This is a genomic window from Dyadobacter sp. SRI_021 (assembly GCF_057586235.1).
The window spans coordinates 141,852-157,900 of the sequence record NZ_JBYCZM010000012.1; the positions used below are offsets into that span (position 1 = coordinate 141,852).

Below are 16,049 nucleotides of genomic sequence, written 5' to 3' on the forward strand. Positions count from 1 at the left end.
AAAAAAACAGCCCCGGCCGGGGCTGTTTTTACTTACCGATGCTTGCATCGAACTTAGCCCCGGTGCCGCTCTCCTTTAATCCCGCGACCATCTTCTTTACCGACTCCATATCTTTTTCCAAACGGTGGATTACCGCGTTCTTTTCGTTAAGCTCCTTCACCGCTTCGATCAAATGTGGGATTAGGCCTGTATAATCAACCGATTTGAACCCTTCTGAATCGGTTGTAACAAGCTCGGGAAAGATCTTTTCGACTTCCTGGGCGATCACGCCGGTTTGAAGCCGCCGATTTGCTTGCTGGCTCTTCCAAAAATAATGGTATCCTCCCAACTCGCTGATCTTAGTCAAACTGCCAGTCAAAGGAGAAATATGATATTTCAAACGGCGATCGGAATATTCGTGCATTTTGCCGTAGAGGTACAGATCTTTATGAACCCTGAGGTCTTCACTGATGTCCATCGCTCCATAACATTCCATATTCTGCTGTATCCTCACACTTCCATTTTTAAACATCTTAATAAACCAGCCGGCGTCATTTGAATAAAAGCCCACCGCTCCTTCGTCGATGGTCCCGACGAAAAAATTGGATTTGTAACTGGGGCTGTCGAGCCAGAGTCCGGCAGTTTGCCCGGCGCTATGGCGCAACCGCATTCTTCCTCCAACGTCGAGAAGGTGTTCGGGATTGGTAACGCCGGCGCCGATCCCGACATTTCCGTTTCTCAGGATGGTCAGTGCGTTGGACCGGTTGACATCGCTTGTTCCATTACCCACCTGGAAAATTCGGTTGAGAGGGCTCGATGCCACGACCGGGTCTGATTGGTTATTGTAAGCACCCAACGCAACGCCGCCAAAAGATTTGGCGATCGTACCCGCTCCAATGGCGGTCGACTGTGCGCCCGATGCAATCGCAAGCGAACCCATGGCCACTGACTTATAACCGGTGGCGTGAACGCCCGTGCCCAATGCAACGGTTCCTTCGGCAGCCGCCTCCGAACCGCTCCCTATCGCGACGGCGTTTTCTGCATTGGAAAACAGATAAGAGCCGATCGTTACGGAATTAATGCCTGAGGCAAACGACATTTTACCCATAGAAATCGCCCCCTCCCCGGAAGCCTTGGTATCCAATCCGGTGGCAAAGGAATAATTCCCAACCGAGGCATCATTCCAATACGAGGTACTATTTATATCCAGCGCCCCGGCCCGGAAAGCTGCCTTGCGGGGATACCAGATCAGGTTGGCGCCAGCTTGCAGGCCGGGAAGAACAGGTCCTGCACCCAGGATGCCTTTCTGTACGACCGGGTACCCGTTCATCCATTGCTTCGATACCATTGCATAGGGGACGCTCTGCAACTGCGTCGTGCCCATGTCTGTGAAACTATCAGCCCCGCCATTCCCATCGAGCTCCGATTGCAGGAAAAACTCCTTGGAACCCCAGTCGATGCTGAGAAAGGCATTCGTTCCCACTACAAGGTTGTAGATGCCCGCCGCGTTTGTTTTCGGGGAATCGGTTTGCTGGTAAACAACCGGGCCGTCGGGCGCATTCTCGTGGATTGTAACGCGCACCGAAACGGTCGCATTGGCGATCACATTGCCTGCTCCGTCGCGTGCAAGTCCCTGGTAAGCAAACTTGAAGGGATTCTGAGCGGGAGCAACCGCCGCCGTAAGCAGCACCAGCGACAGGCTGCGAACTAACGCCCTGCACCGTAAAAAAAACTCGGTGCGCTGCATCATAAAGCTTTGGGGTAGATTTCTTGTTCTCATATAGCTTTCGTTGATTAATGTTCCGGTATTACAGATACGGGAGCATTTTATCAGTCGCGATGATGAAAAACATATATAATGTGTAAACGGATGGCCCAAAAAACCGAACGGCCAACGACACGGCTGCGAAGATTCCCTCAGCCTCAAAAAAGCTTCAATTTGAATCCTACAAAAGACTTCCAGTAATACGACGCTCGGTTAAAACTAGATAGATTGCAAACCTTGCTCCGCCTTTTTCAAGACAATCGTGAAAGTACTCCCCGCTCCCAGTTCGCTTTCGACGGTGAGTGTGCCGTCCTGGGCTTCCATAAATTCGCGGCTGATTGCGAGGCCCAGGCCGGTTCCTTCCTTGGTGGAGCCCGGCACACGGAAATAGCGGTCGAAGATCTTATCCTTGTATTCCTGTGAAATGCCCTGCCCGCTGTCTGCTACTGCAATGCGCACAGCTTGCTCGTCTTCTTCCAGGATAATGCGGATGCTGGAATGGTCGTAAGAATAGCGGATCGCATTGGACACCAGGTTGGTAAGTACCCAGGCCGTCTTCTCCGAATCGGCCAGCACGCTGGCGCGCAGGCCTTTGTCCTCAATTTGCAGCCGAATGTCCCTGCTTTCTGCCTGGATTTCGTTGGCCGCAATGGCATATTGCACGATCTCCCGGACCGACGTGCCGGCGATATTGAGCTGTATCTTCCCGCTTTCCACCTGAGTAATATTCAATAGCTCACCGGTAATTTTCAACAGTCGGTCGGCGTCCTCACGGATGCTGTCGAGCAGGCTCCGCTGCTCGTCGTTGGTGTTGCCCACGCCCTCGTTACGAAGGAGATCAAGGGTTATTTTAATGGAAGAAATAGGAGTTTTGAGCTCGTGTGAGACGTTGGCAATAAAATTCGTCTTAGCAAAATCCAGCTCTTTATACGGCGTCACATTACGCAGAATGATCACATGGCCGATCGAACGCGGTTGCTGCTCACCAGTCGGCACGATGGAAATATCGACGTATTCTTTTTCAAAATAGCTTTCTTTCTCGTCGGCGTAGATTTTCATAGCGGCACTTTGGCCGTTACCCTTTGCCTGCGGTTCGAAAAGGTCTTTCACCAGCGAGCGGACGAGGTCGTTGTGCAGCGCAACGTCGGTCGCATTGCAGCCAACCAGCTCGGATGCCTGCAAGCCCGTTACCTTTCTGGCAACTTCATTGGCAAATATCACCTTCCGGTTTTCATCCAGGCCTATTACCGGGTCGTGCATGTTGTCGATCAGCGTTTCTACCCGTTTCTTCTCGATCATCAGCTTCGCCAGATTGCTGTTATTGTACTCTTCCAGCTTCTCGGCCATCGTATTGAACGACTGCGCCAGCTGTCCGTATTCGTCGTGGCTACCGAAATGCACCCGCTCCGTATAATTTTCATTGGCTATCTGGCGGATACTTTCGGTGAGCTCACGGATTGGATTAGCGATGTTTCCCGGCAGGTTCACAAACAATGTAAATGCAATTATGAAGCACAATGTGCCCGTGATACCGATCCACACCATAGAGCTTTTGGCCGTCTGGCCAGCAATATGGCTTTTGCGGTTGATCGCGTCGAGGTTAATGCTCATAATTTCCAACACATCGTTTCGGATCAGCGCTATGATCTCCTTGTCGCGGACGTTGATTTTCAGTTTTTCAAAATGGCCTGTCAGCTGTGCGGTAAGCTCTCTTTCCCCTATTTCCGTGATATTCTTCTGCTGCGCTTCGAGGTTCTTTTTAAATAGATCCAATGCCCCGGCATGTACTTCCAGCTCGTCGAGTGCATGGAGCATCTGGCGGGAGTATTCCAGCGAATTATGGTTGGCAATAAGAATATTGCGCGAATCGGCTGAAAGCAGGCTCACCTGCCTGATCCCCACCACGGCCAGCACTGTGATCATGGCGAAAAGCAGGCCGATGCCCAGCCTCAGTTTGGTTTTGATCTTCATTTCAGGAAAGTATTACGAGGTCAATGTCGGAAGAAGACATTTTATTTAAAAGCCCGTTAAACACATTCGTGGCCAGAATGACCTTGAAAAGGTTCAAATGGGGCTTTCCGATACATATAGTGGTGATCTTGTTCTTTTCGGCCACTTCCACGATCGTTTTGGCGACGCTGCCGCTCTCCATTTTGATCACATTCCCACCCAGCTCGGTAGCCAGTTTGAAATTGTTGATCAAATGCCGCTGCTTTGCGAGTCCAATGCGGCTCGCCGATTCGCCGGGTGTCTGTACGTACAACAAGAACCAGCTGCTATGGTAGTAATTGGCCAGCCGGGCCGTTTTACGGATCACATTCCGGGCCGTCTTTTCATTACTGCTAATGCATGCGAGAAAACGCTCGTGTTTGAGCACCATGCCGGGCTGTATTTCGCTTTCTACCTTCCGTTCCACCTGGGAAGCCACCTCTTTCAACGCCAGCTCGCGGAGCTGGAGAATGTGCTGCGGCTTGAAGAAGTTTTGTAAAGCAGCCTGGATCTTCTCCTCCCGGTAAATTTTACCTTCTTTCAAGCGGGTAATGAGCTCGTCGGCGGTAAGGTCGATATTCACGACCTCGTCGGCCAGGCCCAGTACCTTGTCGGGAATGCGCTCGGCCACCTCCACACCGGTAATCTCGCGCACTTCCTGGTTCAGGCTTTCGATATGCTGGATATTCACGGCCGAAATCACGTTGATCCCCGCTTCGAGGATATCCAGCACATCCTGCCAGCGCTTGGCATTTTTACTACCTTCAATATTCGAATGTGCGAGCTCGTCCACGATCACTACCTCCGGCCGCAGGGTAATCACGGCCTGCACATCGAACTCTTCCAGCTCTTTCCCTTTGTAAAACAGCTTCCGTCGCGGGACCACCGGCAGCCCATCGAGCAACTCGTGGGTTTCTTTCCGGTTATGGGTTTCTATATAACCGATCTTCACGTCGATGCCCGTACGCAGGAGCGCGTGGGCCTCCTGCAACATCCGGTAGGTTTTGCCCACTCCGGCACTCATACCGATGTATATCTTGAATTTGCCCCTCCTCGACTTTTTGATCAGTTCCAGGAAATGTTCGGCGCTGTTTTCCATTGTGCTATGAGTTGAGGGTCGATGAGTTCAAAGTTGCGGGTAGTTCCTTGCCAGGCTGTTTAGTTTAATGCAAAGATCAAGGCGGTGGTCAGATAGGTTTTGTTTTTGGATAAATCATTGCCCTTGCCATTGAAAATCGCATCACGGCTGCTAAGGTTACGCGCCTCGATGCGCCACAGGACCTGCGGGGCGATCTGATAATCGAAATTGAGCGATGTTCCGAAGGTCTGGAAGCCATGATCCGTACCGGTGGCGATGATCACACCATTTTTGTCATGGTAATACTCGCCTCTCGCCGCGACATTAATCCTGGAAGAAGGCGAAAAGCGCAGGATCATTACCGGCACGTAAACGGTGTTGTACGCGCTGCTGCCCTTCGCTTTCTGCTCGCTGCCAATGTCGAAGCCGGTGGTAAGGCCCCATTTGTCCGATAGTTGGAACACCCCGTAAATGTTATGGTAATACCGCATTTGCCGGGTGCTATCCGGCTTGTCGCTACCGACGAACGTGCTGTAATTCAGCGTAACGGCTGCATTGGGTTTAAAAGTGACCTGTGTACCGAATGCGGGCGTCGAGTTGCCATCCATCCGCTGAATCCGCTGCCAGCCATTAAGGTAGGTTGCCCCGAGGTACCATTTCGAGTCCTGGGTAGTGTATCCCAATTTTACGCCGGTTTCGAAATAGGGCGTATTTTCCGCTACCAGACTGCGCGTCAAGGCCCAGTTGTCCTTTCCAATCGCGCTTTCGAAGCCAATGTGTGACGGCATAATACCTGCATCGAGCCAGAGATTGTGGTCTTTCGCAATCTTCACACCCGCATTCGCCTCGAAGACGTTCCTCAGCACGCCCGGCTCCGCTGCGTAGTTCGCATTCATATAAGTCCCGGCCGCCAACGCCAGGTTCGCCCGCACACGATCGCCCGTGTAAGAACCTTTCAGAAACGCCAGATTCAGATTCACCTCGCCGGTGCGGTTGTGGTTATAAATAAAACCAGGCATGGTGTGGTTGTCATTTTTGCGGAAATCGTGCAGGTAATACGACTCTACATAAGCGCTCACCGCAAATGGTGATGCATTGCCGGCGGCAGCGGTCGAATCCTGGGCATTAGCGTGTGAAACGGAGACACTGGCAAGCGCACTTAAAATCAAGGTTTTCATAAAATGGTAATCTGTTCAATCCTAGCCGCGCGGTAAGAAGAAGCTTGGCCCGCTGCGACGGCACTGGAAACGGGCGGCGTTTTTAATGGGTTATTTCAATTGATCCAGCGCGAGGTTCAGTTTCAGTACATTGATCTTCGCCGGACCGAACATCCCGAACAATGGTCCGCTGACGTGCTCTTTCACCAGTTGCTCCAACTTTTGCTGCGGCAGGTTACGAACTTTCGCAATACGTTGCAATTGCACCAGCGCGGCTTTTTCGGAAATATCGGGGTCGAGGCCGCTGCCGCTGGCAGTTACCAGCTCCACGGGGATGTCTGCCTTTTCCACGCCTGGATTGTGTACCAGGAACGTATCGATGCGGGCCTGCACTACGCCCAGGTACTCTTCATTGGAAGGCCCTTTGTTGCTGCCGCCGCTGCCGGCCGCATTATAACCGACCGCCGAAGGCCGCGAATTGAAATACTTGTCCTCCGTAAACGACTGCCCGATATTGGCATAATACCGTTTCCCATTTTGCTCGATCAGCTCGCCTTTACCATGGTTCGGAAAGAGCTGGGCCATACCCAGAACCGCCAGCGTATACACGCTTGAGAAGAATATCAGCGTCACGATCGTCAGCCGGATCGCTGGGATAATGTGTTGTTTCATGGTTTTTATATTTTTATTTTTGAGAAAAAAGAAATCGCACTATGTATAGGAAAGTTTTTGTCGCAGAAAACACTGAGGACCTGAATATCAGGCTACCGGACGAGTATCTTCACAAGGATATAGAGGTGATAGCCTTCGATCTTGGCGAATCCGTTGAGGAGCTTAGGGCAAGCAAGAGGGAAGCCGCGGAAAGAGCCATTGAATTCTTCAAAACAATTCAGATAGATCGCTCCGGTTTTAAATTCGATCGCGATGAAGCCAATGAGCGATAACTTTTTCATTGATACCAACATTGCACTATATCTGATTGACCTGAATGAAACCGACAAAAGGCTGAGATCAATGGACCTCATGCGAGACGTCCCTTTTATCAGTCCGCAGGTGGTTTTTGAATGCATGAATGTTTGCCTAAGGAAACACAAGATGGATCGTGAGTCTGCCCATATGTTCGTCAAGTGGTTGACCTCCGCGTCATTAATCCAACCGGAAAACACCTCGGTTGTCAATACAGCTCTCTTTGTCATGGACCGATATCTGCTACAACCATTTGATGCGAAAATCGTTGCATCTGCACTCGAAGCGGGTTGTAGTATTTTGTACTCGGAAGACATGCAAAATGGACTTATGATCGAAAATCGACTGAGAATTATCAACCCCTTCACTTAGGTATTCAAAACCAAACACTCACAATCAAATCAATCGCCTTAATCCCCGCAAAAGGCACCAGTACCCCACCCAATCCGTAGATCAGCAAGTTCCGTCTCAGCAATGCACTGGCACCGATGGGTTTGTAAGCTACGCCTTTTAATGCCAGCGGGATGAGTAGCGGAATAATCACTGCATTAAAGATAATCGCCGAGAGTATCGCGCTTTCAGGCGTGTGGAGGCGCATGATATTGAGTCCTTGGAGGGCCGGAATGGATGCGATGAACAATGCAGGCACGATGGCGAAGTATTTAGCGACGTCGTTGGCAATGCTGAATGTCGTAAGCGTACCGCGGGTCATGAGCAGTTGTTTCCCGATTTCGACGATTTCGATCAGTTTGGTCGGGTCGTTATCCAGGTCGACCATGTTGCCGGCTTCTTTCGCGGCCTGGGTGCCGGAGTTCATGGCGACACCTACGTCGGCTTGTGCAAGGGCCGGCGCGTCGTTGGTACCATCACCCATCATGGCTACCAGTTTCCCTTTTTGCTGCTCGGCTTTGATGTAATTCATTTTGTCTTCCGGCTTGGCTTCGGCGATGTAGTCGTCGACACCGGCTTTTTCTGCAATGAATTTGGCTGTCAGCGGGTTGTCCCCGGTTACCATCACAGTTTTGACGCCCATTTTACGCAACCGTTCGAAACGCTCCTGAATGCCCGGTTTGATAATATCCTGCAACTCGATCACCCCGATGATCGCCTCATTTTCAGCCACTACCAGCGGCGTACCGCCATTGCTGGAAATGCCCCTTACTTTCTCCGCGATATCGGCCGGAAATGCGTGCCCTGCTTTCTCGCTCAATTTGCGGATCGCGTCCGACGCACCTTTGCGTATGCGCGTGTCCCGGAAGTTCACACCGGAACTTCTCGTTTCAGCCGTGAATTCTATGAATGTAGGATTTTCGACGCGGAGCTGATCAGGGTGCAAATCAGCAAGCTCGATAATTGATTTTCCCTCAGGGGTTTCGTCTGCCATGGAGCTCAATGCGGCTGCTTTAATGAAGTAGTTTTTGTCGATGCCTTTGGCAGGCCAGAAGTTGGTCGCTTTACGGTTACCGATAGTGATGGTACCGGTCTTGTCGAGCAGCAGGGTGTCGATATCACCAGCCGTTTCCACGGCCTTACCGCTTTTAGTAATCACATTGGCGCGCAATGCGCGGTCCATACCCGCAATGCCAATAGCCGAAAGCAAACCGCCGATCGTTGTCGGGATCAGACAAACGAACAACGAAATGAAAGCCGAAATGGTAATGGGCGTGTTCGCGAAATCGCCGAATGGCTTCAAGGTGATGCATACGATAATGAATACCAGGGTAAAACCGGCCAGCAGGATCGTCAATGCAATTTCGTTAGGCGTTTTCTGGCGGCTGGCACCTTCTACCAAAGCAATCATTTTGTCGAGAAAACTTTCGCCCGGCTCCGTAGTGACTTTTACCTTAATGCGATCGGAAAGCACTTTGGTACCGCCTGTGACGCTGCTTTTGTCACCACCCGCCTCGCGGATAACAGGAGCGGATTCGCCGGTAATGGCGCTTTCGTCAATCGTAGCTAAGCCTTCGATGATTTCGCCGTCGGTAGGGATAATGTCACCCGCTTCGCACAGGAAGATATCTCCCTTGCGCAGCTGCGAAGAAGGGACGACTTTAACCTCATTTACATACATTTCACCCACAGTCTGGATCCATTTGGCGGGTGTTTCCTCGCGGGTTTTACGCAGGCTGTTGGCCTGTGCTTTGCCGCGCGCCTCAGCAATGGCTTCGGCGAAATTGGCAAACAAGAGGGTAAGCAAAAGAATCAGGAATATCACGAGGTTGTAAACCACACTCCCCTGCGACTTCTCGCCCGATATGACCCAGATATTCACAATCAGCATGACAAACGTACCGATCCAGACCGTGAACATCACCGGATTGCGGAACATGATCCGGGGATTGAGCTTCACAAAGGACTGCGCCAGCGCCTCCCGTACGAGGTCTCCTTGAAAAAGGGATGTATTTTGAGCTTTCATTTCTGCTATTCAGTTAATTAGTGCATTGAAAAATATTCGGCGATCGGCCCGAGGGTCAATGCGGGGAAAAAGGATAATGCGGTGATGATCACGATCACAGCGAACACCATGATACCGAATGTACCGGTATCGGTTTTGAGCGTTCCGGCGCTCTCAGGGACATGCTTTTTGGACGCGAGGATGCCTGCAATCGCTACTGGACCGATGATCGGGATGAACCGCGAAAGAATAAGCACGATGCCGCAGCTGATATTCCACCAGGCGGTATTGTCGCCCAGCCCCTCGAAGCCGCTGCCATTGTTAGCGGCTGAGGAAGTATATTCGTACAGCATTTCGCTGAAACCGTGGAAACCGGGGTTATTTAATGTACTGGCGGTCAGTTCCGGCATTGAAACGCCCAATGCGGTGGCAGCCAGGATCAGCAGCGGGTGCAGCAAGGCGACGATCATCGCGATCTTCATTTCCCTGGCTTCAATTTTTTTTCCCATCAATTCAGGCGTACGACCGACCATCAGACCACTGATAAACACGGCCAATATTATGAATATGTAAAAGTTGAGGATCCCCGCACCCGCGCCGCCGTAAAATGCATTGGTCATCATAGATAGCATCTGAGTCATTCCCGACACCGGCATAAAGCTGTCGTGCATAGAGTTCACAGATCCCGTGGAGATAACGGTAGTGGCTATACTCCAAAACGCAGAGGCAGTAGTCCCGAACCTGGTCTCCTTTCCCTCCATTGCGCCGGAGCCCATATCGACGCCCATTTGCGCGATTTTAGGGTTGCCGTGTAACTCGGTGACGATCGTCGGGACGGTCAGCAGCAAAAAGCCCAGCGTCATCACGCCGAAGATCATCCAGGACAATCTTCTTCTTTTGACGTAATAACCCAATGCAAAAATCATAGCCAGTGGAATAATCAACTGGCCGAACATTTCGGTCATATTCGTGGCGTAACTCGGGTTTTCCAGCGGGTGTGATGAGTTGGCTCCGAAGAACCCGCCGCCATTCGTACCCACATGCTTGATCGGCACAAATGCGGCCACCGGACCGGTCGAAACATGCACGGTATCGCCCTGCACAGTGTACATGGTATCCTTGCCGTTGAATGTCATCGGCGTACCGTTGGCTAGCAGGATCAATGCGATCACGAATGATACGGGCAGGAGAATGCGGGTGCAGGACTTTACAAACAGGTCATAAAAGTTGCCCAGCTTGTCGGCTGTGCGCTCTTTGAGTGCGATGATGACAACAGCGGCGGCGGCCATACCCGTGCCTGCGGTCACGAATTGGAGGAACATCAGGAACAGCTGTCCGAGGTAGCTCATGCCCGTTTCGCCGGAATAGTGCTGCAGGTTACAGTTAACAACAAACGAAATGGTGGTATTAAACGCCAGATCAGCCGATTGCGACGGATTACCATCCGGATTAAGCGGGAGCCAACCCTGGTTCATCAGTACGAACATGCCCAGGAAGAACCAAACCATGTTGATTGTCAGCAAGGCGAACAAATGCTGTTTCCAGTTCATCTCCACATTCGGGCGAATACCGCTCAAACGGTAAAACCCCCGTTCCAAGGGGCCAAAAATGGGATCCAGGAGTGTCCTTTCTCCTCCATATACTTTCGCGATGTACTTGCCGAATGGCACCGCCAGAGCGACCGTTACGACGAACAACGCGATAATGCCAAATAATTCAGTGTTCATTGGATCAGGTGTTTTTTAGAATTTTTCAGGCTTCACGAGCACATAGCACATGTACAAGAAGACCAGGATCGAGACGATGAATAGCGCGAACATGATTTCAGATCTTTTCGAAATAGTGAACGGTTTTGTAAAACAGGGCGAAACTCAGAGCGCCGGCTGCCAGAAGAAGGAGTGTTGTCATTGTTTCTAAATTTTTTATAAACTCATGACACCATATAGCAACTCCTGTTCCGTCGACTTAAGTCGACGGCATGGGTGTTGATTTACAGATAGATGCTTTTTATGCGCTGTTTTGGGCATAAAAAAAGCCTATCAAAATGATAAGCTTTTTTATCAGAATGGAAATGCCGGCACTATTGTGTGCAATCAGAGCTTGTACTCGTCGATCTTCCGGTAGAGCGTTGCGATGCCTATTTCGAGCAGCCTGGCGGCTTCGGCTTTATTGCCGTTGGTGTAGTTCAGGACTTTTTGCAAATGCAGTTTTTCGGAGCTGGCGAGCGAGAATGCCGACATGTTTTTACCGCCATCCTGCCTTGGATGTTGCATTTCAAAAGGCAGGCTCTGGATGTCCAGCACGGGGCCGTCAGTGAGGATTACGCTACGCTCGATCACATTTTTAAGCTCGCGGATATTGCCGTTCCAGGGATTTTTCTCCAATGCATGGATAAAGTCTGGTGAAAGCGAGGTAATCTTCTTATTGGTTTTCAGTGCAAACTGCGTGGCAAAATTGTTCGCAAGCGCGCCTATGTCGGCTGTTCGCTCCCGTAACGCGGGCAATGTGATCTGGAAAACAGAAAGCCGGTAAAACAGATCGCTGCGGAACTCGCCTGCCTCCATTTGTTTGGGCAAATCACGGTGCGTAGCGGCAATCACCCGCACATTCACTTTGGTGGGATGCGTCTCCCCTATCTTGATAAATTCCCCCGATTCCAGCACGCGCAGCAGCTTGGCTTGTAATTCCGGCGCCAGTTCCCCTATTTCATCAAGGAAGATGGTACCGTTATTCGCTTCCTCGAAAAGCCCTTTTTTGTCACGCACCGCGCCCGTAAATGCGCCAGCCTTATGCCCGAACATCTCGCTTTCCAGCAAGTCCTTCCCAAATGCCGAGCAGTTAATCGCCACAAATGATTTCTTGGCCCTATTGCTGGCCTGGTGAATGGATTGAGCAAATACCTCCTTCCCCGTACCGGTTTCACCCAGCAGCAGCACCGTCGTATCCGTAGGTGCTACGCGGCGCGCAAGGTCAATGCAAGCTTGCAAATTTCTGGATTTGCCGATAATCGCATCAAATGACCTCCTTTCACCCAACTGTTTTTCCAGACTGGCCACGCGGCGGTTCAATTCGGCTTTTTCAATGGCCTTATACAGCAGCGGGATGATCTTGTTGTTGTCGTCGCCCTTGGTAATGTAATCGAACGCACCGTTTTTAATGGCCTGCACGCCGTCGGGGATATTGCCATAGGCAGTCAGCAGGATCACTTCCAGCAAGGGATATTTTTCCTTCAAACCCTTCGAAAATTCGACGCCATGCCCGTCCGGCAGCTTCACGTCACAAAGCACCACATCGATATCCGACTGGTCAAGCTTTTTCCAGGCCGTTTTAATGTCACCTGCTTCGACCACCTCAAAGCCTTCCAGCCTGATCACGCGGGCTATCAGGCCACGCAGTTTTTCCTCGTCGTCGACGATTAGTATCTTCTTCATGCAGTCTGCTTGCCCCGGACTTAAATCAGGGGTTAATGAAATGGCTAATGATAATGGTTGGGATGCAGGCAATAAGCCCAATAGTCGTATATCACCCGTATCCTCGCTTTCAGTTCCCCGAAGCTATTTTCCTTCTTAAAAAAACCCTGAATGGTCGACTCGTACGCCGTCTCGATCACGAGTGGGTTATCGGCCGTGCTCAGAAACACAAACGGGATCGATTTCCTGCGCAGGTATTCGTTCTTGTCAATCCGCTCGCGAAGTTCCAGACCGTTCATGACGGGCATATTGATATCGCAAATGATCAGGAATGGCTGGTCACGTGTGGTTTCGAGGTAAAGCAAGGCTTCAACACCGTTACTGAAAAATAAAAGCTCGTTGGGTATGTCAAGCTCCTCCATTACGCTTTTGATTAGAAACTGATCATCGGCGTCGTCTTCGATTGAAATAATGGGTCCTTTGATTGACATTTCCCGTAGCTTAATGACTAAAATCCTCGTTGCAAATAACGCAATAAATGCTTCCAATACCAATCGACCAGTGATTGTGTCAAAATCCGTCGCGCGTAGTTTTTCATCCGTTCCGCGTAGGCTGCGGCAGAAAATCACTCCTTAGCTTTGCATCAGAATCAAAATCAGCCATGAAAACAAATCAAACCATGAAAAAACAATTTCTAACACTGTTAACAGTTGCAGCGCTGTTCACAAGCTGCACCGACCACGATGGCCCTGTCAGCACTACCAACTACCATCTCGATGAAACCTCGGTCGCGGAATGGAAAGGTTATCTCAAAACGGGTTACTTCAATGAAGGTACGATCGAAGTGGAAAGCAACAGTCTGGTAATCGAAGCGGGTAAAGTAAAAAGCGGGGCATTTACCCTCCCGCTTGCATCGATCGTCAATCTGAACCTGCCCACCGACGAACTGAAACACCAACTGGTTCACCACCTGCAAAGCGCCGATTTCTTCAATATGGCGCTCCACCCTAACGTAACCTTTGAAATCATGAGCGTAGCACCCTACAACGGAGGCGGGCCCGGTGTGGTTTCCGGGGCGAATTTCGAGGTGACAGGTCATTTAACACTGTTAGGCAAGAGTAATCCGGTCACATTCCCTGCCCGGATCGATCTGAACGGCGACTCCTTCCAATTGGAGGCAACCACCACGTTCGACCGCACACTATGGGGCATGAATTATGCCACAGAGCCCGGCCTTCCGGACGAAGCGTCCATCAAACCGGGCATCGAGGTCCATCTGAAACTCTCTGGTAACAAGATCTAACAAAGAGAGAACTGGTCAACACGAAGCCGTCGCAGATTTGCGACGGTTTTCCCATTTTAAAGGAACATCCCTCCCGAAACTTCGATCCGCTGACCAGTGATCCAGCGCGCGTCTTCCGAACACAGGAACGCTACCACACCACCAATATCATTGGGCTCGCCCACGCGCCCCAGCGCGGTAATGCTGCTGATAAAGTCCGTCAGGCCAGGGTGGCTGTCGAACGACTCGCTGTTGAAATCGGTATAGATCGCGCCCGGAGCCAATGCATTTACGGCAATGCCCCTGCCGCCCAGTTCTTTGGCCATATAGCGTGTGAGCGTGTCGATCGCCCCTTTCATGGATGCGTACGCAGCGTACCCGGGCGTGGAAAAGCGTGCGAGGCCCGTGGAGAGGTTCACGATCCGTCCGCCGTCCGCCAAAAGCGGCAATGCTTTTTGTGAGAGGAAATAAACGCCCTTAAAATGCACGTTCATCAGGTCATCGAAATCCTGCTCGCTGGTTTCTGCAAATGCGGAGGGACGGCTGATACCCGCATTATTTATCAGAAAGTCGAAAGAAGTGCGATTCCATTTATCTTTCAGAATGACGGAAACCTGAGAAAAGAAACTATCGAAGGACTTTACATTCGCTGTATCCAGCTGAATCGCGGCCGCTTTCTGGCCCAATGCCTCAATGGCCGCTACTACCCCGGCTGCTTCCTGCGCCTTGCTGCGGTAAACGATGATCACATCGTTCCCTTTCTCTGCCAGACGCAGCGCCATATTTTTTCCCAAGCCGCGGCTGCCGCCGGTTACCAATGCTATTTTACTTGCTGATTCCATCTTTTTCGTTTGTTTAAAATTGATGGAACAAAGGTACCCGGTGCTAGCCTGCCGGGTTTGCGGCTTTCAAATCAAAACTTACGAAATTCAAATCTAGGCCCTGAATGCACGCGGGCTGAGTGCGGTGTGTTTCTTGAAAAGGTTGTTGAAATGAGAAGCTTCCTCGAAACCCAGGCAGTATGCGATCTCCGACACATTCCAGTCGGTGTGCTTCAATAGTATCTTCGATTCCTTGATGATACGCTCCGTAATGAGCTCGGTAGTGGTTTTTCCGGTAGTTTCCTTCAAAACCTTATTGAGGTAATTGACGTGGATCGAAAGCTGGTCGGCATAGTCCTTGGCTGAGCGTAAACTCAATTTCTGATGCGGCGGCTCCACCGGAAACTGGCGTTCGAGCAGTTCGATAAAGAGCGACGATACACGTTTGTAGGCATTTGTTTCAGTAAAAAGAGTGGTTGCAGGCTGCAATTTCTGTCCGAAATGGATAAGCTCGATCACATAATTGCGCAGCAAATCATATTTGTAGGCATAATCCGACTCGATTTCGCGGAACATCTTCCTGAAAATGTATTTAATATCGTCGATCTGCTCGTCGTTCAGGAAAAAGATCGGATTTCCGCCGGGTTTGAAAACCGGCAGTTCGCGCAGGCGCACGCCGCTGTTGTCCTGTGTGAGGAAATCTTCTGAGAAAATGCAGAAAAAGCCCGCCTGGTTCTCGTCCTGCGGCACATAGTTGTAGGGTATCAGTGGCGTCGCAAAAAGTAACGCATTATGCTCTATATCAATCACTTTATCAGCATACTCCGCCCTATTGCGCCCAATAATCAGGCTGATTTTATAATAGGCCCGGCGGTTGTAGGGCATTACCCTGTTCTTCGCCGCCACACGATACAATTCATCCGTCCTGAAAATATTGAAATGCCCCACCTCCTTCTGAACCTGCGCAGGTATCAGCATGGAAGTGTCCCGATAAAATTGTTCGATAGTCGCGGATTTCGTCATGGAGCAAAGTTACGAAATTCAATTTTGAATGATGAATGACTGAATGACCGAATGACTGAATGACTGAATGACTGAATGACTGAATATGTGAATGAGTGAATGAATAAAATAGTCATTTGGACAGGGGTGGTCATGAATTGACAAGATTAATTTAAACACCACACCCAACCACACCTGATTTATT

Annotated in this window: 14 protein-coding genes; 3 read left to right on the forward strand and 11 right to left on the reverse strand. The window is 50.6% G+C overall.

The features are described from left to right. Positions 1-28 precede the first annotated feature (28 nt). The 5 genes from AC2YIT_RS27715 to AC2YIT_RS27735 form a co-directional block, all read right to left on the reverse strand. On the reverse strand, positions 29-1,759 hold the full coding sequence (locus tag AC2YIT_RS27715) for a tail fiber domain-containing protein (protein WP_430846011.1): 1,731 nt from the start codon (positions 1,757-1,759) through the stop codon (positions 29-31). A 204-nt stretch (positions 1,760-1,963) separates the two neighbouring features. Next, complete coding sequence (locus tag AC2YIT_RS27720) at positions 1,964-3,715, reverse strand: HAMP domain-containing sensor histidine kinase (protein WP_430846009.1); 1,752 nt, start codon at positions 3,713-3,715, stop codon at positions 1,964-1,966. A gap of 1 nt (position 3,716) precedes the next feature. Continuing rightward, on the reverse strand, positions 3,717-4,832 hold the full coding sequence (locus AC2YIT_RS27725) for a sensor protein KdpD (protein WP_430846007.1): 1,116 nt from the start codon (positions 4,830-4,832) through the stop codon (positions 3,717-3,719). A gap of 59 nt (positions 4,833-4,891) precedes the next feature. Continuing rightward, positions 4,892-5,989, reverse strand: a complete 1,098-nt coding sequence (locus AC2YIT_RS27730) for a porin (RefSeq protein ID WP_430846005.1) — start codon at positions 5,987-5,989, stop codon at positions 4,892-4,894. A 90-nt stretch (positions 5,990-6,079) separates the two neighbouring features. Further along, the gene (locus tag AC2YIT_RS27735; RefSeq protein WP_487281343.1) at positions 6,080-6,640 is read right to left on the reverse strand and encodes a K(+)-transporting ATPase subunit C; all 561 of its coding nucleotides are present in this window, start codon (positions 6,638-6,640) and stop codon (positions 6,080-6,082) included. 41 nt (positions 6,641-6,681) lie between these two features. On the opposite strand from AC2YIT_RS27735, the gene AC2YIT_RS27740 reads away from it, so the two are divergent. Continuing rightward, positions 6,682-6,912: a hypothetical protein gene (locus AC2YIT_RS27740; RefSeq protein ID WP_487281344.1), complete on the forward strand. Its 231-nt coding sequence runs from the start codon at positions 6,682-6,684 to the stop codon at positions 6,910-6,912. Next, positions 6,902-7,306, forward strand: a complete 405-nt coding sequence (locus AC2YIT_RS27745; protein WP_487281364.1) for a PIN domain-containing protein — start codon at positions 6,902-6,904, stop codon at positions 7,304-7,306. Before AC2YIT_RS27740 ends, AC2YIT_RS27745 begins: the two co-directional genes overlap by 11 nt. A gap of 4 nt (positions 7,307-7,310) precedes the next feature. Here the strand turns inward: AC2YIT_RS27745 and kdpB are convergent, their stop codons facing one another. From kdpB to AC2YIT_RS27765, 4 genes are all read right to left on the reverse strand, one after another. Continuing rightward, positions 7,311-9,350, reverse strand: coding sequence for a potassium-transporting ATPase subunit KdpB (gene kdpB, locus AC2YIT_RS27750; protein ID WP_487281345.1), 2,040 nt, complete (start codon positions 9,348-9,350; stop codon positions 7,311-7,313). Positions 9,351-9,367: 17 nt separating this feature from the next. Next, complete coding sequence (kdpA, locus tag AC2YIT_RS27755; protein WP_487281346.1) at positions 9,368-11,056, reverse strand: potassium-transporting ATPase subunit KdpA; 1,689 nt, start codon at positions 11,054-11,056, stop codon at positions 9,368-9,370. A gap of 366 nt (positions 11,057-11,422) precedes the next feature. Continuing rightward, complete coding sequence (locus AC2YIT_RS27760) at positions 11,423-12,760, reverse strand: sigma-54-dependent transcriptional regulator (protein ID WP_487281347.1); 1,338 nt, start codon at positions 12,758-12,760, stop codon at positions 11,423-11,425. A 44-nt stretch (positions 12,761-12,804) separates the two neighbouring features. Beyond that, positions 12,805-13,230 carry a response regulator gene (locus AC2YIT_RS27765; protein ID WP_430845997.1) on the reverse strand — a complete coding sequence of 142 codons (426 nt, stop codon included), beginning with the start codon at positions 13,228-13,230 and terminating at the stop codon, positions 12,805-12,807. 188 nt (positions 13,231-13,418) lie between these two features. On the opposite strand from AC2YIT_RS27765, the gene AC2YIT_RS27770 reads away from it, so the two are divergent. After that, positions 13,419-14,042, forward strand: a complete 624-nt coding sequence (locus AC2YIT_RS27770) for a YceI family protein (protein ID WP_487281348.1) — start codon at positions 13,419-13,421, stop codon at positions 14,040-14,042. A gap of 56 nt (positions 14,043-14,098) precedes the next feature. On the opposite strand, the gene AC2YIT_RS27775 is transcribed toward AC2YIT_RS27770, so the two are convergent. Both AC2YIT_RS27775 and AC2YIT_RS27780 read right to left on the reverse strand, forming a co-directional pair. Then, positions 14,099-14,863: an SDR family NAD(P)-dependent oxidoreductase gene (locus tag AC2YIT_RS27775; RefSeq protein ID WP_430845995.1), complete on the reverse strand. Its 765-nt coding sequence runs from the start codon at positions 14,861-14,863 to the stop codon at positions 14,099-14,101. A 93-nt stretch (positions 14,864-14,956) separates the two neighbouring features. Then, positions 14,957-15,865 carry a helix-turn-helix domain-containing protein gene (locus AC2YIT_RS27780; RefSeq protein ID WP_430845994.1) on the reverse strand — a complete coding sequence of 303 codons (909 nt, stop codon included), beginning with the start codon at positions 15,863-15,865 and terminating at the stop codon, positions 14,957-14,959. Positions 15,866-16,049 lie beyond the last annotated feature (184 nt).